Below are 19958 nucleotides of genomic sequence, written 5' to 3' on the forward strand. Positions count from 1 at the left end.
TTGTCCTCCTGGACGCGAAGCCCAGGCAGGTCCCGAGCCCCGCGCTGTCAGCGTACGCCGCAGTCTCTCTCACCACTACGCGGCAACTCGGTGCGAAAGAATGCACAGTATTGTGCAATACACAGCGAACACCGTACTTTCGGCTGATCCGATTCTGACCATTCCGCCGATACCCGGGGGCGACGCGGCGACGACCATCGAGGTATGACAATGACAACCAGCATCCGTCCCACGATGACCGCGGCCGTGTACCGGCACTTTGGCGCACCCGACGTTGTCCGCCTCGAGCAACTCGCCATCCCAACGCCGAGGCCCGGCGAAGTGCTCATCAGGGTTCATGCAAGCACCGTGAGCGTCGCCGACCACCGGGCCCGCAGCCGCGACATCCCAGCCGGCCTCGGGCTGCTCGCCGCGCTCGGGCTCGGCATATTCCGGCCGAGCCACCGCGTCCTCGGCATGGATGCTGCGGGTGTCGTCGAAGCCATCGGCACCGGCGTCACCGCCTTTGCCCCGGGAGACAGGGTCATCGCGTTGATGGCCGGCGCCTTCGGCGGGCACGCCGAGTATGTGTGCATGCCTCAGGATGGCGCGATCACGCGAGCTCCCGAAAGCATGACCTTTGAGGAGGCGGTCACACTGGTGTTCGGCGGCACCACCGCCCACGGCTTCTTCAAGAAGGTCACGATCGGGCACGGCACCACAGTGCTCGTCAACGGTGCGTCAGGCGCCGTCGGAACCGCCGCCATCCAGCTCGCCAAGCAGCTCGGCGCCCAGGTCACCGCCGTGACCAGCGGGGCGAACGCCGAACTGGTGACCTCGCTGGGCGCCGACCGGGTGATCGACTACACGACGCAAGACTTCGCCACGGCCGGCGACACATACGACGTCATCGTCGAGTGCGTCGGCAACGCCCCCTTCGAGAAGTCCGGTGCATCCATCAACCCGGGCGGAGCCCTCCTCCTCGTCATCTCGGACCTCTGGGGGATGCTTCGAAGCCGTGGACAGAGCCGCAGGTCTGGAAAGCTCGTCACCTCCGACGTCGGGAAGCCCAGCGCCGACGACCTCGCCTATCTCGTCAACCTCGCAGACTCGGGGCGCTTCCGGGCCGTCGTCGACCGCAGCTACGACCTCGCTGACGTCGTCGAGGCGCACCGCTACGTCGACACCGGGCGCAAGCGCGGCAACGTCGTTCTGCGCATTGCCGCCCCCGACGAGCACCGCGAGCAAGGACCGACATCATGAGCATCATCACTCCTGCGACACCGGTACCCGTTCACCTGATGACGAGCGAAGCCCCTTCCGCCTGCTCATCCTCGGCGTGTTACTGATCGCATTACTCAGGGAGCCCTCAAATTGCTACGGCTCATCTACCCAGCGCACTTCTGCGCGAAATTCCGCGGCAATTCGTTCAGCGAGGGAAATGGCGCTCGACATGCGCATGACCGTCACTGGATAGAACCGCTCACGGCCAGAACGCTCGGCGAACCCTAGAATCCCGACCGCATTTCTCAGGAGTGGATCGACGACTCCCCTCGTGAGGAGCCCAACGTACGGGCCAGCAAGGACATCTTCGACCTCGGCCGGGGACACCCGATATGTGCGTAGCCAGGAGGTGATGTACACCTTGCCCTGTCGGATCCTAACGCCGAAGAAGCAGCTGCGGACAATAGTCGCCGCCGCGACAACGAGAAGCGCCCAGACCCATGGATCAGTCAGATCCTTCAGACCGCCACACACAATCACGAGGAGCATCAGGCCCCCGGCCAGCGCCCATGCAATGAGCTTTGCACCTACGCATGCGTGAATGATTGCCTCCGATCGGTCCTTAGTATGCGATGCTGCGCCCCCTCGATGCAACACATACGCACAGGGCACAACCCCGCCCAATCGGGGAGAGACGCCGCCGGGTTCCCCACCGCCACAGGCGCCCGGGCGCGTCCACCACTACAAGCGGCGAAGCACGATCTCGAATTCAACGTGCCTCCCCTCACAGCGGCAAATCCTCTGGGCGTTTTTTTGAAGTCTCGCGTGGCGGCTCGGTCAACTCACCGCCTACGGCAATGCAAAGGAAAGCGTCCCTGTCGACCACGGCTGCGCCAGCAGACTGGAAGCGCTCGTCAATTCAGAGCTGCACATGAATCTACGAATGCAAACGCATGGGGAAATAAATCGCCCGATCGGGCGATTTCACAGTAGGGCGGATGGGACTTGAACCCATGACCGACGGATTATGAGTCCGCTGCTCTAACCAGCTGAGCTACCGCCCCACGTGTGCGTCAGTGACGCCCACGACTGCGATGGCCGGTCCGGCCATCGAAAGACCTACGATACAGGTTCGCGAGAACCTGCTACTCCGTTGAGTGCGCCGCTGCGCTGTTGTTGACGTTTTCGGCCACCGGCTCACCGCGATACAGACTCTCAAAGGTGTTGAGCGTGCGATTGATGTCGTGCGCCTCAATGAGCTTCAACGATTCGTTTTTCAATGCGTTAAGCGCGTCCGGGCTCGCAGTGAGCACCGTCGTCAACTTCGCAGCCAGATCGTCAGGATTGCTCGGCTCGAAGAGGTAGCCGTTCTCAGTGTCATGAACGAGGTGCGGCAATGCCATCGCATTCGCTGCGACGATCGGCAAACCAGACGCCATCGCCTCCATCGTGGCGATGCTCTGCAGCTCTGCGATCGACGGCATGGCAAACACGGTGGCGCGTGTGTACGCGGCGCGCAGCTCAGCATCCGTCACGTAACCGGTGAACGTGACCCGGTTGCGGATGCCGAGGGCGTCGGCCAGGTTCTCAAGGTTGCGTTTCTGGTCGCCACCGCCCACGATCTCGACCTGAGTCTTCAGCTGCGGATCGAGCAGCGCGACGGCTTTCAACAGCACGTCGATCTGCTTCTCGCCGGTGACGCGTCCGACAAACAAGATGCGATTCTCGGTGCGCGGTTCGAAATTCGGGGTGTAGTTGTCGGCGTTGATACCGCAGGAGATGGCATGCACGCCGGTCAGACCGGTGTACTTCTCGAGAAACTGTGCAGCGCGCAGCGTCGGAGTGGTGACGGCCTCGGCACGACCGAACGTGCGACGGGCCGCCTTCCAGGCCGCCTTGATCACCCGATCCTGCAGCGCCTTCGGAACCATGGAGAACTCGAGCATGTTCTCGGGCATGAAGTGGTTGGTTCCGATGATGCGGATCCCCCGCTTCGCCGCCTCGATCGTCACTCCACGACCCATGTTGATGTGGGACTGGAAGTGCACAACGTCGGGCTGGAAGGTGTCGAGAATCTGACGCGCATTGCGGCGAATGATCCACGGCAGCGCGAAACGCAACCAGTCGTGCGGGTACCAGCGCCAGCTGTGCAGGCGGTACACGGTCAGCGGCTGACCTTCGTGCGTTTCGGCGAAGGTGCCGTGCTTGCGTGACGCGGCCGGTGCGACAACGCGCACATCGTGCCCCCGTGCGACCAGGCCGGCAGCCAGACGCTCGGCGAACCGGGCCGCGCCGTTCACATCGGGTGCAAAAGTGTCAGCGGCAATCAACACCCGGATCGGCTTCTTCGCCACCGGCTCTGTGCGAGAAGGCACGGTGCTCGGCAAATCGGTCGAATCAGTCAAGAGGAATAATCCCTACGTTGGTGGGCCGGGAATGTCGACCGGCTAAGAATGAGTGTCGACGGCCCCCGCCGAACAGCTTCGCTCGCGTCCCAGTCTAATCCGATGCGGCTGAACGAGTCCGGCAAACCCTGGCGAGCCGATAATCCATCAGATCCGACCGTCAGATCCGGCCAGAGGATCGGTTGCAGTCCGGGGTCAGAGCTCCGCCTGCGGGTGGTATCTCGCCAGCAAAAAGACACCCCAGATCGCGATTGCGCCGGCAATCACAAAGGTGATCGCGGCCCAGAGCGGGGCTTGGGATGCCTCGCCGAGAACAAGGATTCCGATACCCACCGCGATCAGCGGGTCGACGACCGTGAGGCCGGCGATCACGAGGTCTGGCGGGCCTGATGCGTAGGCGTTCTGCACGAAGTAGCCACCGAGCAGCGCAGCGGTGAGGAGCCCCACCAGGCAGATCAAAGTCAGGCCCTCGACGTTGCCGTGCTGAACACGGTTGATGACAACTTTCGCGAGGGTAGCCACGAAACCGTAGAGCACTCCGGCCGCAATGATGTAGAAGATTGCCTTGAATTTCTTGCGCAGAAAAATGAACGAGATGCCCGCGATCAGCAGCACCACCGCGAGGATGATCAGAATCGTGACCAGGTTCTGGTTTGTGACGGGCTTATCGACTGCGGTGAATGCCGCAACCGTGACGAAGAGCCCGACGCCGCCGACACACATGCAGATCGCAATGATCGACGACCGGTTGAGCTTGACCTTCGATATTCGTGAATTCAGGATCGCCGTGATCACGAGCGCGAATGCGCCGAGTGGCTGTACGACGATCAGCGGTGCGAACGCGAGGCTGGTGAGCTGAAATGCGATCGCGAGCCCGAGCATGATGGTTCCGAGCACCCAGGAAGGTCGTGCAAGGAGAAGGGTCAGCTGGCGAACGTTCAATCCGCCGGTGACTTCTTCGGTCTTGGCCTCAACTTTGTTGACGCCGCGATGCTGGAACTGGGCGCCGAGCGAAAGAAAGACAGCTCCGATCAAGGCCAGAGGGATTCCGATGGCTTGACGCGGGTCGATGGGGATGTCCACGGCGAGGTCGATCAAGGCTGGGGTCACTCAACGACCCTATCGAGCGCGGGAGAGATATTCTTGCTGAATGGCCGTACGACCGATAGTAATTTCAGGTGACCCCGTTCTTCACTCCCCCGCAGAACCCGTCGTCGATTTCGACGACACGCTGCGCGAGTTGGTGCAAGACATGTTCGAGACGATGGATGCCGCCCCCGGCGTCGGATTGGCCGGCCCCCAGGTTGGAGTGCCCCTGCGGCTCTTCACCTTCGGGTATGTCGACGACGACGATGTGGCGTGGCGCGGAGTCGCAATCAACCCGGAACTGTGGATCACCCCGGTGCCGGCCGACGAAGCCGATGAAGACGAGGACGTCGAAGGTTGCCTCTCGTTCCCCGGCGAACGCTTTCCGCTTCGCCGTGCCGAGTCGGCAATTCTGAAGGCCGTCGACCTCGACCAGAAGCCGTTCGAGATTCGGGCCGACGGCTGGCTCGCTCGCATCTTCCAGCACGAATTCGACCACCTCGACGGCACTCTCTACGTGGACCGCCTGGAACACCATTACGCGAAGATCGCCGTCAAGGTGCGCCGCAAGAACGGCTGGGGCGTCGATGGCCTCAGCTGGATGCCCGGCGTCGACGACCTCGAGGGTTAGAACCGCGAGCTACACCAACGCACGGATCGCGGCGGCCACTCCGGCCGCCGCGATCACCACCACGATGAACGGCACGCGCAAGGCGAAGAGCACAACGGCGACGAGCACGGCGGGAATCCGCGCGTCGAAGACGATCGCCTGCCCCGCCCCGAGCGTCTGCACCGCGATCAACGCCGCGAGCAGGGCCACCGTCAGCAGATCCGCGATGCGGGCGGGTGCCGGTTTGGTCAGCAGCGACGGCGGAACCAGGTAGCCGGCGAGCTTGAGCACGAGGCATCCGATCGACGCCAGGATGATGATTTGCCAGAGGGTCATCGCGTCGCCTCCCCCACCCGGGCCGACGCCGGCTCACCGAACCAGTTGAAACAGCCGACGACGATCGCGACGACCGCCGCGGCGAGAATCGTCAGTCCCGGCATCAGCACCGGCGTCAGCAACGCAGCAACTACAGCCGCGGCCACCGCAACAACAACGGGCTGGAGTCGCTTCAGCCGCGGCCAGAGAAGCCCGACGAAGGCGGCCGCCGCAGCAGCGTCGAGCCCATAGGCGCTGGTATCGCCGATGGCGTCGCCGATCAGAGCACCGAGCAGGGTGGTGAGGTTCCACCCGACGAAGATGATCAGCCCGGTCACCCAGAATCCGATCGATCGGCTCCGCGGCGTCGGCTGTGCCAGCGCAACCGCTGTTGACTCGTCAATCGTGATCCAAGCCGCCGCCACGCGCCGCCAGAATCCCGGTCCGACGATCGAGGACGTGCGCATCCCGTAAATGCTATTGCGGGTGCCGAGCAGCACGGCACCCGCGATTGCCGACGGTCCTGCCGCAAGACCTCCGGATGCGAGCACCCCGATGACGGCGAACTGCGAACCGCCAGAGAACATCACGAGGCTCAGAAAGCAGGTTTGCCAGATATCCAAACCCGAGGCGACGGCCAGCGCACCAAACGAGATTCCGTAGGCAGCGGTGGCGATGCCCACAGCGAGCGATGCCCTGGTCGCCTGCTGACGGGTGAGGGCGCCGACATCAGCGTCGAGATCAGCGCTGGGCGAGGTCGACACCGTGCACACCGTTGTGAAAGCGAAGAGACGGGAAAACGGCGGAGACGGTGAAACCCACCCCCGGCACCGTGACGGCGTTGAAGACGCCACCGAACAGCTGGGTGCGCTCGCGCATCTGGGTGAGACCGGCGCCGGCGATGTTCTCGCTCAAGGCCTTGAGGTCGTCGTCGATCGTATAGCTCGTGCGGGCGGCGAACTCGCCGGCATCGGCGCTTTCACGACGCGCAGCGGCACGGATGCCGTCATCGTCGATCAACAGCTGCAAGCCGTCTTGGGTCCACGTGAAGGAGATGCGGGCCTCGGTGCCGATGCCGCCGTGCTTGAGGGTGTTCGCCAGCGCGCTTTGCAGAATGCGGAAGATGGCCAGTTCGGCACCAGGCTTCAGCGCAAATCCCTGTCCGGTCTCGGTGAAACTGACCACGAGGCCAGCGTCCCGCATGACTCGAAACAGGTCGCGGGCCGACTGCAGGCCGGGGCCGGGTGCCGCCACTGATTCCCCTTCTCGGGCGATGGTGAGAACACGGCGCATGTCGGCGAGGGCATCGCGGCCGTCCGTGACGACGGCGGTCACCGCGCGCACGGCGGTCGACGGATCGCTTTCCGCGGTGTATTTCGCACCCTCTGCACGGGTGATCAGACGGGAGATCGACAGCACCGCGACATCCTGCAGCTCACGAATGATGCCCAGACGCCCCTGCTGCTCGGCCAGTGAGAGCTCAAGCTCGATGCGCGCCCGTTCGGCCGCCGAGCGGTCGAACGTGGTGCGACGGGCCTTCCGTGCTGCAACGATCCAGAGCACGAGGAAGGCGACGGCAAGTACCGCGAGCCCCACACTGATAATGAGCCAGAGATCCATCTGAATCGCCTTTCGTTCGACGACCTGTGCCGTGCGCGGTAAACGAGAAGACCGCCAGGTGGGCCCTGAATGGTCTTTCGCTCCCGAAGAATGAATAGAACTCCGCGGTGGCAGCAGCGAAACGGCTGCAGTCTTGCGTGGTTCGGGAAGAACCGAAATCCGTGGATTTCCGCTGATCACTCAGCGATTGCTCCTCGATCACTATACGGGCACCGCTCGATTCACCGTCATCCGTCACGCGGCTAGGCTGACTGACACTATGCAGACCTATGCACGATCACACACCGGCGACGGACGCGAGCGCGCGATCGCCGAGAGTACCGCAACTGGAACCGGTGAGCCCGGCGCCCCGGGCGAAGACGAGTTTCGCGTTGACCTTGAGCGCATCCGCTTCTCCCCCTATTTTTCGCGGCTCTCCGCCGTCACCCAGGTGATCCCGCAGGCCGGGTCCGGCACCACCGTGCACAACCGGCTCACCCACTCGCTCAAGGTCTCAGCCGTCGCGCGCTCGATCGCTGTCGGCTTTCGCGACGCCCCGGATGTCGTTCGCGCGACGATCGCAGATCTGGGCGGCTGCGACCCCGTTGTCGTTCAGGCGGCCGCGGCGGCGCACGACCTCGGCCACCCGCCGTTCGGCCACCTCGGTGAGCAGGTGCTCGATCGAGTGGCGCGTACCAAGCTCGGCCTGCCCGACGGCTTCGAGGGCAACGCCCAGACCTTCCGCATCCTCACCGCTCTCGACAGTTGCGACGCCACCCCGCGCGGCCTCAACCTCACCAAGGCCGTGCGGGCCGCGGTGCTGAAGTACCCGTGGACCCGCAACGAATGGCGGTCGCTGCCGCCGCAGCCTGCTGAACTGCTCCCGCGCGGCGTCGGCGCCGATTCGGCATCCGGAGCCATCAAGTTCTCCGCGTACTCGATTGATGCCCTCGAGATGGCCGATGTGCGCTCAGCATTCCCTGCGATCGACCGGCACCAGCAGACCGTCGAGTGCTCGGTGATGGACATCGCCGACGACATCGCCTACTCGGTGCACGACCTCGATGACTTCTACCGCGCCGGCGTTCTGCAGTACACCTCGGTGTCGGCCGAGCTGAATGGCTGGCTCGCGGCGCAAAGCGTGCTCGGAGCGCTGGATGCCCTCAAGTTGCAGGCCGGAGTCGCACTGCGGCGTCCCGGCTACGCGCTCGAGGCAGCCTGGCGGCACACCTGGGCGAAGGATTCCTGGATCGCTGACTCTGAGCGCTTCCGCCAATCGGTCGAGCGCGTCACGAACGACCTCGTCGAGGGGCTGCTCACCATTCCCTACGACGGCGGACTTGAGGCCGACCGCGCTGTGTCCGCATTCACCCGGCGCTGGATCGACCGACTGAAGGGCTCCATCCGGGTCGAGCGCAACCCGAACGTGCGCAGCGGGCACGTTCGCCTCAGCAGTCACGCCTGGCACGACGTCGTCGTGCTCAAGTTCGTGCATACCCGCTTCGTGCTCGACCGCAGCGACCTGGCCGTGTACCAGCGCGGCCAGGCTCGCGTGCTCGAAACGCTCGCCGACGGTTTTCACCTCTGGCTGAACGATCCGGATGACGCGCCGCGCGCCCCACGCAGACTGCTCGACTCGATCGAGGCTGCGACAGCCGAGTACCGTGTGCTTCGTGCGAACGGACCCGAGTTCTTCACCGCGGTCGGCCTCGGCACAAGCGACAACGATCTCGCGCGTTTGGGTCGTTCACGTGCGGTCGTCGACTACATCGCCTCATTCACCGATGCGCAGGCGATCTCGGTCGCGGCCCTGGTCAGCGGAACCTCTGACAACCTCTGGGAGTCCGGCCGCAGCCTGTAGGCAACCGCAACGCTCATCTAGGCTGAGGCAATGCCGACCGACAACTCCCCGCCCCTCGGATCCTGACTGTGCCCGGTGAGTTCTTCTCAGGTGTCGCCTGTCTGATTCGCGGATTCGGCTTCTGGAGGCGGCGCCCCGCGGTGATGATGCTCGGGCTTGTGCCAGCGGCAATTGTCTTCGCTCTGATGGTGGCCGGGTTAATCGCGCTCGGATTCTCGCTGCCGGCGCTCGTCGACTGGCTGACACCGTTCGATGAAACATGGCCCGATCCCTGGCCCACCGTTATCAGCGCCGCCACCGGCGCAGCAATCCTTGCGATGGCGATCGTTCTTGCTGCCGTGACGTTCACCGCGTTGACACTCGCGGTCGGCGACCCCTTCTATGAGCGCATTTGGCGTGCTGCCGAGCAGGATTCCGGCGGGATCGTTCCAGAATCAGGCGCCGGGTTCTGGCGCGCGGTGCGCAGCTCACTGGGGCTGATCGGGTTGGGAATTCTCACCGCGTTTGGTGTCGGCCTTGTGGGCTTTGTTCCCGTCGTCGGCGGTCTCTTGGCACCTTCGCTGGGCGTCGTGCTGTCGGGGCGTCTCTTGGCTGTGGAACTCAGTGCCCGAGCTTTCGACGCACGCGGGATTCCCGGACCTGCTCAGCGAACGCTTCGTCGTGGGATCCGTTGGCGGCTGCTTGGATTCGGGGTGGCAACCCAGCTGCTGTACTTGATTCCGCTGGGCGCTGTGTTCACGATGCCGGCGGCCGTTGCCGGGTCGACCTTTCTTGCTCGCACGGCGCTCGACGTTGCATCAGCATCCGGTCGGAACGGGCGGACGAACAGCACAACGAATTGACGTCGTGCTCAACGTCGGAGATCACTGGCTCTTCGGATGCCTCAGCGCCGAAATCGCCCCATTGGGCGAGAATCTCCGAAGTTGTGAACGCCTCTGAACGCGCCCCTCGTTAAAGAAAAAGACCACCAGGGGTGGAGCCCTTGGTGGCCTTACGCTCCCCGAGTTGGACTCGAACCAACACGGTAGCGCCGGCGCAGCAGCAAGAACTGAAACGAGCGTGGAACGCACTCTGAGTCATATAACTAGCCACGCTCAAAGCTGGTGCGCTGCCGAGTCGTGCGTTGCGGCGTGCGCCGACGCCATGGGGTAGTTCGTGGGTTGCGGCCTGGGAGGCGCATGGAATGGGGCGGACGAAGGTTGCTCTTCATCCGCCCCTTTTGGGGCTGGAGGGGGGTGGGAGTTACTCGCTGGTCCCGCTGGAGCTGCACATGACGCTGGCGAATTGTCCGGTGCTGGTCTGCTCGGAGACGACTTCACCGTCGACGGTGATTTTGCATGCGATGTCGCCAGTGTCGTCGACGCCGTTGCTTCCCGTCAGGCTGAAGCTACTGAAGTCCCATTCGTTGCCGGCTTTTGCCGTGAGCTCTTTCGTGAACGGGAGTGTCTGGCCTGTGGACTGTTCGGAGCCGGCCGTGCCGTCATTGAAAGTGCTGTAAGTGATGGATGCGTTGGTAGCTGCGCCGGTGATTTCGTAGAGGACGACGATGTCGCGGTCGGCTTTGGCGTTGGACTCGTCGATGCTGGCGGAGACGCCGGCGGCGAACGCTGCGGTGTAGACCATCGCCATGACGATGGAAAGAATGAGGGCGAGGCCGGAGATGATAGTGCCGGCGATCGCGACACCCTTCTTCTTACCCTTGCGAACAAGGCCGATGATTCCGAGGACGAGGCCGATGAACGCGATGAAGCCGGTTCCGTAGTTGAGGAACGGAATAAACGCGCCGACGAGGGCGATGATGCCGATGATGAGTGCGGCAACACCGAGGCCGTTTCCGGTCTTGGGCTGCGGCTCTGCGGGGACGGGTGCTGCGGGCTGCTGTGTGGTGGTCATCCCTAGAGTCTGGCAGAACGCTGAGTGTCTACTGTGATGATTGCGTCCCCCTCTTCGGGTGCCCGCGCGGTTGGGGGCAAGTCGGTTGGGCGGATCACTTCGCGTTCGAGTGGTTCGTCGTCGAGGACTCGAGCACTCCAGAACCGGTTAAAGCAAAAAGACCACCAGGGGTGGAGCCCTTGGTGGCCTTTCGCTCCCCGAGTTGGACGCGAACCAACAACCTGCCGAAAGTGATTCAGGCGCCTTGTGCGTATCTGGGAAAGCAAAGATCCATGATCTTCCGCCATTTCCTGACGGTAGCCTGCCAACTACCATTCGGGCACGCACGGGGGCATTCCGACCATTTCTGGACACTAATGACGGCCCCGCACAGCCAGCATCGTCGCTTCACGACACTCAGGCGGTCCGGAACGCTTCTGCCGCAGCGACCGCATCAGGGAAACGTTCCTCAAGGGACCCGAAGAACTGGAGTCCCGAGCGGATGGCCGTGCTGATCTCGTTTCGCAGTTGAGCATCGGTGACCCCGAACTCAAGGTCGACGTTGTGGTCGATGCCGAAAATCACGTCGCCGTCAGCATCAGTGCTGACCTGCACACGGGGGAAGAGCCGTGAGGTGTGCCATTCGTTGGCTGCGTCCATCGCAGCAGCATGACTTGCACCAGGCAGCCATGCCTTCCATTTCGCGCTGATGCGCAAGACGGGGCTTTCGTTGCCGATCACCAGGAACCAGAACGGGTTGTCGTCCCACGCAGAGACGATGTCGCCGTCCTTGTCGGTGCCGTGATTGACCCCATCGGCGTTGAGCGCGTTCTCAATTCGCTCTGTGGTGAGCGCGCCGAGAGTCGCCGCATCCTCGTTGAAATCGTTGAGTGCCACAGGCATATCGTCCTCTCTGGATGTATTGACCTCCGGCTGGTCGGGCAGGGGCTCGGGTGCTTGCAGTGCCGTGAGGGCTCGGTCAATGAGTCCCGCGTAGAAGGCATTGCCGTTGCGATCGTCGAACTTATTGCCGAGGTCACGTGCCTTGTCGAGAACCTGGAGGTGCAGCTCGGAGAGTGTCGCCCCGTGAGGAGCTTGCAACTTGGTACTGCGGGTTGCGTGCTGCTCAAGCGTCGAAGACAATCCGGCAAGCAGCGAGATGAGGAAGCTGAGGTGGGCGAGAGGGGTCTTCGCCCCGTCGAGCAAGACGTTATCCGCCGTGCGGAGCCGTTTGAGCGCCTCGTCGATCTGCCCACCGCGGAGCAGAACCTCGAGTTGTTGCCCACGCGCTCCGGCCGCATCGGTCGGCACGTCCAACGTCATGCGGCGATGAGCCTCGCCCAGAATGGCTGCCGCCTGGCTTGCCTCGCCCCTCATCAGGTGAGCAACAGCAAGCGCCGAAAGGCCCCGCGTGGGTTCAAGATTGCAAGACCCGTGAAGCTTGCTTGCGAGTGCGGCGAGTTGATCGTATTGGCCGGTGACATACAGGTAGTCGGCTTGTTCGCCTGGCTCGCAGGCGGCGCAATTCGAGAACTCATCGCGCGGGGTAGCCCGCCACAGGGCCCGGACATCCTCGGCGGCGGGGTCACCCGTCAGATAGGCGTACCGGAACCGGGCGGCCAGGTACCCGCTCGCTCCATGGCCGGCGAGATCGTAGCGGCGTTGCATATCCTCAAGCACGGCGAGACCCTGCGGGCGGGATACTTGCAACCACGCCGAGAGGTGACCGGCGACCCATTTGAACTGCCAAAACAGCGAGAACTCATCGGACTTGTCGAAAAGGTCGGGGCGCTCGTCCCACAATCTCAACAGCCTGGCCATCACAGGGAACGACTTGTACGCCTCATCGCTCGAGGTGTATGCGTCGATGAGATCGAGCAAGGCCTCCGCGAGGAAATCGGCGGGCCCTTCGTTCTCGATCCGCCGGGCGAGATCCTCGGCGCGGGCGTTGCGGGCTAGCCCGTCGGGCAAGCTATACACCTCGTCCAATTCGCTTCGTGCTTCGTCATTGTTCATTGTTGCTTCCCCTCAAGCTGGCACTCAGCAAAACGCTGAGCGCGTTATTCATGGCGTCGATCTCGCTGGGACGGAGCCCTTCCCCGGCGAGCATCACTGCGGACAGATACAAGCTCTTCAGGCCCGCGTCGAATACTTCACCGGTGGCATCGAGAAGTTGACGGGCGACGGGGGCGGAGTCGTTCAAGACCAGTGTGCGTGTCGGCCCCGCTTCGGGTTCCGCAAGCGATCCGAGCAAATCGCCCCAGGCGCCGCCATGCATCCCGCGCTCGGAAGTGAGACCACGCTGGAAGTCGCCGCCCCGGTCTCGCAGCAGGATTGAAGGCACCCCGCGGGGTTCGAACTCCCGAACGATCACGTCGCAGTCTTCGCTCGAGAGTACTCGTCGAGCGATCTCGGTAGCTTCGGCGACTTCGGCAGTGCGGGACGGGTCGAGCTCCCCCAGCGCTTGGACAAGGTCTCCTGAGCCGAGCTCTCGCACCGCCCAGCCGCTGAGCCCGAGCTTGTGGATGATTTCCGCGTCGTAGACGTACCCGRCATTGACCACGATCAGGCCCTGGGCACGGGCAACGGTCGCAACCCGGCGGTATGCCTCGGTTGTGGTGGTGTACAGCAGCTCACCGTGACGGGAGACGTCGGCGAGAGTCAAAGAACCATCGGTCGTCTCGTACGGCAGGATCTGTGCGACCAGTTCCAGCATCTCCTCATCGCTCACCGCGAGCGATCGCAACGCGAGGTGGTGAGTGGAAATGAACTTCCGGGCCGTGTCCGAGCCATTCGTGAGCGTGCGTCGGGCCCAGGCGCGCAACTGTGCGCCAAGCTGCTCGCGCGTGGCCTCGAGGATTTCGTCGTCATGGAGGGCTTCGCGTGAGGCGGTCGGGCTGAGCCCGGTATCGGCCACGACGCGGACAAAGAACGCCCACTCAGGCAGCAGGCCCTCTGTGCGGGCGTTCAGCAGGATCCGCTTCACATAAACTCGGTGGGCATGCGACCCGGTGGTGACCGACTGCGGGAGGATGAAAGCCACGCCGGAAACCCCGGCCAGCGGAACCTCCAGATCGATGTGTGCAAGCGGAGTAAATCCCAGCTCTTCCTCACAGTAAGCGCGCAGCGCCGCAACACGCGCGGCAGGTGAGGCGTATGTCACCTTCCACGGCAGTTCAGGTCGTGAAATTGACACCGGAGCGTGGTCGGGCGCCTCGATCACTACCGGGAATGGCAGAAACGAACCGTATTCCTTTGCAAGCGTGGAGACGGTCTCGAGCGAAACCCATTCAGCCATGTCCGCCCGGGCGACAAGTCGAACCGTTGTGCCTGATTCGGGCGCATCCGAATCGGCGATCTCTTCAACCTCGAACGTGCCGTCATCGTGACCGACCCACCGGATCGGAGCAGCGCCGACACCCATTGAACGAGACGTAACCTCGATTCGCGAGGCGATCATGAACGCCGCGAGCATGCCAATCCCGAACTGACCGATGTACTCCGACCGGCCCAATCCGAGCATCGGATCTCTTTTTGAGGAACGGCCGATAGTTGCGAGCAACTCTCTCGCCTCAGCAATGGTCAACCCAGCGCCGGTGTCATGCACCTCGATCAGTCCTTCGGACAATGTGATCGTTATCCGTGCAGGTGCGTCCGGGTCGAACTTCCGACGCGCTGTGATTGCATCAACACCGTTCTGTAGCAACTCCCGCACATATACCTGCGGCCCGGAGTAGAGGTGTCGGGACAAGAGATCGACCATGCCGGACAGGTCTACTTGAAAGCGCTGAACGGTGGGGGTGCTCTCACTTCTCATGACGAGAATTCTACGGCTTGAAAGAAAACGCTGAATCGCCGTCGCTGATGTGGGGTTTTGAGCAAGGCCGAGCATGACACCCGACGCTATCCACACGTTCTTGCCGATAACTCCGATCGATGCGATGGGAGCTTAAAGCAAAAAGACCACCAGGGGTGGAGCCCTTGGTGGCCTTTCGCTCCCCGAGTTGGACTCGAACCAACAACCTGCCGGTTTCCAGCTTGCCTTGGTTTCTAGCCAATCCAAGGCCGTACCGTATTGCCGTGCCCTTCCCGAAACCGATCCGCGTCGACGTCGACAACTGGGCTTGTCATGCGCAACGACCCGTCATCCCGAAGGCCGGCATCCAGCGTCTGCGCGACAAGGACGGCGCCGAACGCTACCTGCTCATCAAGTGGGACATCGACCGTGCCAAACGGGTACTGATGGGCGTGCACGACTCCCTGGAGAAGGCGAACGACATGGTGCTGTACGACGTGGTCCAGAGTGAGCAGAGGTTGCCGCCGAATATCCACCTCGCGCACGGGGCGCAGGGCTAACAACGAAACGCCCCGCCCGCCATCCGGAGATGGCGAGCGGGGCTAGGACCGTGCTTGGTGCTGCTGACAACGTTGGGACGAAACCAGAATGCGACCAGGTGGCTACTTCAAACTTGACGCGCCCTTCGGATCAAGCGCGTTCTTTAGGGTGAGCGCGGGTTTCTCGACCAGCTTCCAAGACAGCCACCCGAGTGCGGCTGCAAGAGCGAACGAAACGAGTGAGTGGCCGAGATGACCGAGTAYGGATCCCCCCAACACGGCGATCACCTGCTGCACCGGCCAACCGTAGATGTACACCCCGTAAGAGATGTCGTTCTTCGAGCCGATGCGGATCGGCAGAACAGATGCCACCCAGAACACCATGTAGGCGAATGGGATTTGTCCGAAGTACGGGGCGATGCCAAGGACGAAGAAGCCAGCGAACACGACCGCGCAGGTGACCGCGATCCACGCGTTCACCGGGATGCGGTCGCGGAGGAAGTAGAAGAGCATGCCGGCAATGAAGAAGCTGCCGAGGCGCAGCCAGTCCAGGCGGTCAGCGGAGATGGCGACGATAATCCCCGACGTGACGAGCAGCACGGCAAGTGTGGGCACGGGGTGTTTGCGTGCGAAAGGAATTGAGAGAAGGGCCGCGGCACCGATGTAGCAGGCGAACTCCCAGATGAGGGTCCATACTGACCCATTCCAATTGGGCGGATTGGGGACTGACTGCAGCGTGTTGAGGATGCCGTCCTGTGTCATCAGGAGCGCAGAGTTCTTGATGAGGTATCCCAGCGATGAGATGGGCGACCAGTCCTCGCCCGCAACGGTTGCGGCGATGGGGGCGAACACGAAAGCAGTGATGATCAGGCAGACCCAGAACGCAGGCATTATTCGTAGAGCTCGATGCCACAAGTACGCGACGAACGGGAGTCGCATACGGGAGCCGGCGATGAGGTACCCAGAAATCGCGAAGAACGCATAGACCGCGTATCCGCCGATTGGCCCGAAGGCCTTGTTCTCTATTGGCTGGAATCCGCCAAGCACACCCGAGTGCGAGACAATGACGGCCGCAGCCAGAAGGAGCCTGAGGAAGTTGAGTGCGTTGTCCCGTCCGCCAAGTGACCCGCCGATTGTTCGACGGGTCACGCGGTTTCCAGTCTCATCAGACCGGGCTGGCGAGATAGTGATTTGTTGTGTGTGTTCCCCCATTCCGCTAACGCTATCCGACGCTTAAGGCCGGCGGAGCTACGTCAGCGTGGGAATGGTGATCCGTGAACGCGTATTCAGCAGGAACGTGCCCACCCGGAAGGTTCTACCGATCCTTGATAGGGGCGCGTTCCACGGTCCAGGCAGTTCCTCGAGGAGCACGGCGCGCCAGGGGTTGGCGCGGGCAATCCATATCCCGTACCGGGTGCCCATCGCACCGTTCTCGGCGGTCGAAATGTAGAACAGATCTTCGTTTACAGCGCAGGTGCCCGCCCGTGCGTTCCGTGTTCGGCAGGAATACGGCGTGGGGGCAGTTGATCCCGTTGTCGGCACTCCTGCGGATGGTGCACGGGGTGTCGGTGGCGTAGTAGCCGTAATTCCCGTGGAATAGATATGTGCCGTTGTGGACCAAGTTCGATGGCCGACCAACCGTGCCCGCGGGCAACCCTGAAGGCGTCACGTTGGTCCACGAGTCCCACACGCCTACTGGAGCGCGATAGATCGCTTGCATGGTGTCAGGGATCGCCCACCCGTCAAGGTCGGTCGGCGAAATCAGCGCGTACTTGTACCCGCCACCGAAAACAAGATCAATGGCGCGTCTTCCTGAACCGAAGTCCTGAACAATTGTCCGCCCAGCGAACTCCACGCAACGCCGTCAACGCTTCGCATCCATTCACCAGTAGCCGCGTTCTCACCGTAAACGTAGGTATTCAGGATGTCGACGCCAGCCGCGATCATGGTCTTGTTGCCGCCGCTCACCAGGCCCAAAGCCAGCGAATCGCCTGGGGCACGAGTACCGCCAGTGAAGGAAGCAACGACGAAACACCGAACGGGACTCAACCGCCCAGCTCGTTGCAGCGAACCTCAGCGCGGAACTCACGCGCCAACGATGGTCCGACCGCAAGGCCGCAACGGCTCTCGGATTGACGAACGTCTATGTCTCACGCCGCACGTCTGGCGACGTCGAATGCAGCGCCAGCGATCTCGCGATGTTCGCGAGCTTCCTCGACATTCCAGTCAACAAGTTCTTCGAGGGTCTTAAAGCAAAAAAGACCACCAGGGGTGGAGCCCTTGGTGGCCTTTCGCTCCCCGAGTTGGACTCGAACCAACAACCTGCCGGTTAACAGCCGGCTGCTCTGCCAATTGAGCTATCGAGGAATACTGCCGAAGCAGCGTTGCTACTTTATCAAAGGTTGCCGCATCACCAAATCCAGCAGGCCTCCTCAGCCGCCCGTTCAGTAGCCCCGGGCAGGGTCGACGACGCCTACGAACCTTGAATCTTCAAGGAACGCACGCACATTGAGACGAATTCGCTCGGCGAGCAGCGGCGAAGTCATCTCGGGCGTGTCGGCCATATGCGGGGTAATCAGGCATCGCGGCTCGCTCCAGAGCGGATGCCCATCGGGCAGCGGCTCCGGATCGGTGACGTCGAGCGCCGCTCCAGCGATCACTCCCGTCGCCAGAGCCTGCACGAGAGCAGCGGTGTCGACGAGACCGCCCCGGGCAATGTTCACGAGAACCGCCTCCGGTTTCATGGCGGCCAGCTCGGCCGCGCCGATCAGGTGGCGGGTGTCGCCGGTGAGCGCGGCTGCCACCACCACCACGTCGGCTTCCGGCAGTACCTGCAGCAGGTCACCGGTGGGCACCGTACGGTCGGCGCTGGGCACCGGGGCCTCGCTCCGTCGCACGACCGTGACGTGTGCACCGAATGGGGCGAGCAGGCTGATCAGTTCGAGTGCGATGCCGCCCGCGCCGATGATGACGACGTTGCGGCCATAGAGTGAGCGACCGGCCGGCACCGAATCCCACGCCGTCGCCCGCGCGCGGGTGTGCAGCACGCGAAGCTGCGCGAGCGTCAGGGCGAGCGCGTGCTCGGCAACGGGCTGTGCGTAGGCACCCTTCGCACTTGTCCAGAGCAGTCCGGGGCGGTCGTGAGCCGCCAGAATGGCGCTGAACGCGTCTACACCGGCCCAGGGAAGCTGCACCCAGCCGAGCTGCGGATGCGCCGCGAGAATCTCCCCCAGCTCGTCGGAACGAGAGTAGGAGAGCCAGACGAGGCCTCGCGTCTCGCTTGAGAGCGGGGCCAGCGTGCCACCGGCATCCGTCACCGCGTCGGTGAACAACTTTTCGGCAGTCGGCAGCACCGCGATCGGGCCGGGAACCGGGCGCTGCGGGACGGGGAGCGGGAGAACTTCGGTGGCCAGAATCGCACGGTGGCGTGGAGCGCCCGACGAGGTCATCGCGGGTTATCCGACGAAGACGGGCCCGACGCTGATTTCGAGGTGCGAGCCTTCGGCGCGCGCGGCTTCGGCAGCGGCAACGCGTCGGCGGTGGCCTGCACCACCTCGCCCAGCCAGTCCCGGTCTTCCAGGGCGTCGCCCGGCACCCGGTGGTAGTTCTTCGCCCCCGGATACGGCGGCGCGAGCGCGGTGCGTTCGAGCAGTCCCTGATCGATGGCGCTGGGTTTCAGAAACAGGGAGTCATCGCAGATCAGCGCAACGATCTTCTCATCGCAGTACAAGCCGAATTCGCCGAACATCGCCCGTGTGCGAACGTTCAACCCGCCGAGCTGATCTTCGATGAATGCAACGGTGTCAGGGCTTGTCGACATGGTTGTTGGCCTTCTCGTGATGATCGACTGATGTGATCGTCAACGCCTTCGCCATCTCGGCCACATACGGATGCCAGGGGTCGGTGAAGACATCGTCGATGGTTCCGAGCCCGACCAGAACACCCTGGTGCATGACAGCAATCCGGTTCGCCACCCGGCGCAGCACGGCCAGGTCGTGGCTGATCACCAGGGCGGAGAACTCGCGCTCGCGTTGCAACTCACCGATCAGGTCGATCACCGCATTGCGCACCGTCGCATCGACCCCGGCGGTCGGCTCGTCGGCGATCAGCAGCTCCGGCCCGAACACGAGCGCACGGGCCAATGCAACACGCTGGCGTTGACCGCTGCTGAGCTCGTAGGGAAACTTGTCGAGAACCGCCAGCGGAAGCCGTACCGCGTCGATCATCGTGGCCACCCGGTTCGCCAGCGCGACGTTGTTGAACCGGCGATCCCGGTCGAGCACCGGCTCCGCAACGATCTCGGAAACCGTCATCGTGGCCGGCAGCGTTTCGGCGGCATCCTGAGCCAGCATGCCCACCCCGAAGGTGACCTGGTTGAGCGCCCGACGACCGATTCGCCGCAGCTTGTGACCGAGTACGCTCGCCTCTCCCCCGGTGATCACCGGGCGCACATCGCCGTAGTCACTCCTGAGCGCCGCGCCGGAGAGGATGCGCGCGACGGTGCTCTTGCCCGATCCGCTCTCGCCCAGCAGACCGAGCACCTCCCCGGGGGCGAGACGCAGGGTGAGACCGTGCACCGCGACGAACGCCGCGCTGGCGCCGTGTGGCGGGTACTCAATCGTCAGATCGCTCGTCGAGATCGGAAAGGCTGAGACTTTGCCGCTGGTCATGT

The 19958-nt window shown here is 63.3% G+C and carries 17 protein-coding genes and 2 tRNA genes; 5 read left to right on the plus strand and 14 right to left on the minus strand.

The window, feature by feature from the left end; translation table 11 throughout:
- Positions 1–204 precede the first annotated feature (204 nt).
- On the plus strand, positions 205–1242 hold the full coding sequence (locus AB4Y63_RS13830) for an NAD(P)-dependent alcohol dehydrogenase (RefSeq protein ID WP_441791642.1): 1038 nt from the start codon (positions 205–207) through the stop codon (positions 1240–1242).
- 951 nt (positions 1243–2193) lie between these two features.
- Here the strand turns inward: AB4Y63_RS13830 and AB4Y63_RS13835 are convergent.
- The 3 genes from AB4Y63_RS13835 to AB4Y63_RS13845 all read right to left on the minus strand — a co-directional run bounded on the left by AB4Y63_RS13835 (position 2194) and on the right by AB4Y63_RS13845 (position 4718).
- Positions 2194–2267, minus strand: a tRNA-Ile gene (locus tag AB4Y63_RS13835).
- An 81-nt stretch (positions 2268–2348) separates the two neighbouring features.
- Positions 2349–3608 (minus strand): glycosyltransferase, encoded by a 1260-nt coding sequence (locus AB4Y63_RS13840; protein ID WP_441791643.1) that lies wholly within the window; start codon positions 3606–3608, stop codon positions 2349–2351.
- A gap of 195 nt (positions 3609–3803) precedes the next feature.
- A complete protein-coding gene (locus AB4Y63_RS13845) occupies positions 3804–4718 on the minus strand; it encodes a DMT family transporter (RefSeq protein WP_441791644.1) in 915 nt (304 codons plus the stop codon).
- Between the two features lie 40 nt (positions 4719–4758).
- On the opposite strand from AB4Y63_RS13845, the gene def reads away from it, so the two are divergent.
- Positions 4759–5325: a peptide deformylase gene (gene def, locus AB4Y63_RS13850; protein WP_441791645.1), complete on the plus strand. Its 567-nt coding sequence runs from the start codon at positions 4759–4761 to the stop codon at positions 5323–5325.
- A 9-nt stretch (positions 5326–5334) separates the two neighbouring features.
- Here the strand turns inward: def and AB4Y63_RS13855 are convergent, their stop codons facing one another.
- Genes AB4Y63_RS13855 through AB4Y63_RS13865 form a run of 3 tightly spaced genes read right to left on the minus strand, consistent with a single transcriptional unit; the run spans position 5335 to position 7239 of the window.
- Positions 5335–5640 (minus strand): AzlD domain-containing protein, encoded by a 306-nt coding sequence (locus AB4Y63_RS13855; RefSeq protein ID WP_441791646.1) that lies wholly within the window; start codon positions 5638–5640, stop codon positions 5335–5337.
- A complete protein-coding gene (locus AB4Y63_RS13860) occupies positions 5637–6383 on the minus strand; it encodes an AzlC family ABC transporter permease (RefSeq protein WP_441791647.1) in 747 nt (248 codons plus the stop codon). The genes AB4Y63_RS13855 and AB4Y63_RS13860 overlap by 4 nt, the downstream gene beginning before the upstream one ends.
- On the minus strand, positions 6361–7239 hold the full coding sequence (locus AB4Y63_RS13865; protein ID WP_441791648.1) for a sensor histidine kinase: 879 nt from the start codon (positions 7237–7239) through the stop codon (positions 6361–6363). Before AB4Y63_RS13865 ends, AB4Y63_RS13860 begins: the two co-directional genes overlap by 23 nt.
- 259 nt (positions 7240–7498) lie before the next feature.
- On the opposite strand from AB4Y63_RS13865, the gene AB4Y63_RS13870 reads away from it, so the two are divergent.
- Both AB4Y63_RS13870 and AB4Y63_RS13875 read left to right on the plus strand, forming a co-directional pair.
- Positions 7499–9079 carry a deoxyguanosinetriphosphate triphosphohydrolase family protein gene (locus tag AB4Y63_RS13870; RefSeq protein ID WP_441791649.1) on the plus strand — a complete coding sequence of 527 codons (1581 nt, stop codon included), beginning with the start codon at positions 7499–7501 and terminating at the stop codon, positions 9077–9079.
- 68 nt (positions 9080–9147) lie between these two features.
- On the plus strand, positions 9148–9921 hold the full coding sequence (locus AB4Y63_RS13875) for an EI24 domain-containing protein (RefSeq protein WP_441791650.1): 774 nt from the start codon (positions 9148–9150) through the stop codon (positions 9919–9921).
- Between the two features lie 400 nt (positions 9922–10321).
- On the opposite strand, the gene AB4Y63_RS13880 is transcribed toward AB4Y63_RS13875, so the two are convergent.
- The 3 genes from AB4Y63_RS13880 to AB4Y63_RS13890 all read right to left on the minus strand — a co-directional run bounded on the left by AB4Y63_RS13880 (position 10322) and on the right by AB4Y63_RS13890 (position 14768).
- Positions 10322–10972 carry an MmpS family transport accessory protein gene (locus tag AB4Y63_RS13880; protein WP_441791651.1) on the minus strand — a complete coding sequence of 217 codons (651 nt, stop codon included), beginning with the start codon at positions 10970–10972 and terminating at the stop codon, positions 10322–10324.
- Between the two features lie 396 nt (positions 10973–11368).
- Positions 11369–12967, minus strand: a complete 1599-nt coding sequence (locus tag AB4Y63_RS13885) for a YbjN domain-containing protein (protein ID WP_441791652.1) — start codon at positions 12965–12967, stop codon at positions 11369–11371.
- Entirely contained in the window at positions 12957–14768 is a 1812-nt protein-coding gene (locus AB4Y63_RS13890) for an HSP90 family protein (RefSeq protein WP_441791653.1), read from the minus strand. Before AB4Y63_RS13890 ends, AB4Y63_RS13885 begins: the two co-directional genes overlap by 11 nt.
- 263 nt (positions 14769–15031) lie before the next feature.
- On the opposite strand from AB4Y63_RS13890, the gene AB4Y63_RS13895 reads away from it, so the two are divergent.
- The gene (locus AB4Y63_RS13895; protein WP_441791654.1) at positions 15032–15307 is read left to right on the plus strand and encodes a hypothetical protein; all 276 of its coding nucleotides are present in this window, start codon (positions 15032–15034) and stop codon (positions 15305–15307) included.
- A gap of 102 nt (positions 15308–15409) precedes the next feature.
- On the opposite strand, the gene AB4Y63_RS13900 is transcribed toward AB4Y63_RS13895, so the two are convergent.
- The 5 genes from AB4Y63_RS13900 to AB4Y63_RS13920 form a co-directional block, all read right to left on the minus strand.
- Positions 15410–16435: an acyltransferase family protein gene (locus AB4Y63_RS13900; protein WP_441791655.1), complete on the minus strand. Its 1026-nt coding sequence runs from the start codon at positions 16433–16435 to the stop codon at positions 15410–15412.
- A gap of 1145 nt (positions 16436–17580) precedes the next feature.
- Positions 17581–17653, minus strand: a tRNA-Asn gene (locus tag AB4Y63_RS13905).
- A gap of 77 nt (positions 17654–17730) precedes the next feature.
- On the minus strand, positions 17731–18735 hold the full coding sequence (locus AB4Y63_RS13910; RefSeq protein ID WP_441791656.1) for a D-isomer specific 2-hydroxyacid dehydrogenase family protein: 1005 nt from the start codon (positions 18733–18735) through the stop codon (positions 17731–17733).
- The gene (locus AB4Y63_RS13915) at positions 18732–19106 is read right to left on the minus strand and encodes a TfoX/Sxy family protein (protein WP_441791657.1); all 375 of its coding nucleotides are present in this window, start codon (positions 19104–19106) and stop codon (positions 18732–18734) included. Before AB4Y63_RS13915 ends, AB4Y63_RS13910 begins: the two co-directional genes overlap by 4 nt.
- The gene (locus AB4Y63_RS13920) at positions 19090–19956 is read right to left on the minus strand and encodes an ATP-binding cassette domain-containing protein (RefSeq protein ID WP_441791658.1); all 867 of its coding nucleotides are present in this window, start codon (positions 19954–19956) and stop codon (positions 19090–19092) included. Before AB4Y63_RS13920 ends, AB4Y63_RS13915 begins: the two co-directional genes overlap by 17 nt.
- Positions 19957–19958: the final 2 nt, after the last annotated feature.

The organism is Leifsonia sp. YAF41, assembly GCF_052113185.1.
In the GTDB taxonomy this organism is placed as follows: Bacteria; Actinomycetota; Actinomycetes; order Actinomycetales; family Microbacteriaceae; genus Cryobacterium.

Coding starts and splice junctions, on each gene's coding strand:
- AB4Y63_RS13910 (WP_441791656.1), bottom strand. CDS start 18,735: ATGACCTCGTCGGGCGCTCCACGCCACCGTGCGATTCTGGCCACCGAA.
- AB4Y63_RS13830 (WP_441791642.1), top strand. CDS start 205: ATGACAATGACAACCAGCATCCGTCCCACGATGACCGCGGCCGTGTAC.
- AB4Y63_RS13880 (WP_441791651.1), bottom strand. CDS start 10,972: ATGACCACCACACAGCAGCCCGCAGCACCCGTCCCCGCAGAGCCGCAG.
- AB4Y63_RS13870 (WP_441791649.1), top strand. CDS start 7,499: ATGCAGACCTATGCACGATCACACACCGGCGACGGACGCGAGCGCGCG.
- AB4Y63_RS13915 (WP_441791657.1), bottom strand. CDS start 19,106: ATGTCGACAAGCCCTGACACCGTTGCATTCATCGAAGATCAGCTCGGC.
- AB4Y63_RS13865 (WP_441791648.1), bottom strand. CDS start 7,239: ATGGATCTCTGGCTCATTATCAGTGTGGGGCTCGCGGTACTTGCCGTC.
- AB4Y63_RS13920 (WP_441791658.1), bottom strand. CDS start 19,956: ATGACCAGCGGCAAAGTCTCAGCCTTTCCGATCTCGACGAGCGATCTG.
- AB4Y63_RS13885 (WP_441791652.1), bottom strand. CDS start 12,967: ATGAACAATGACGAAGCACGAAGCGAATTGGACGAGGTGTATAGCTTG.
- AB4Y63_RS13855 (WP_441791646.1), bottom strand. CDS start 5,640: ATGACCCTCTGGCAAATCATCATCCTGGCGTCGATCGGATGCCTCGTG.
- def (WP_441791645.1), top strand. CDS start 4,759: ATGGCCGTACGACCGATAGTAATTTCAGGTGACCCCGTTCTTCACTCC.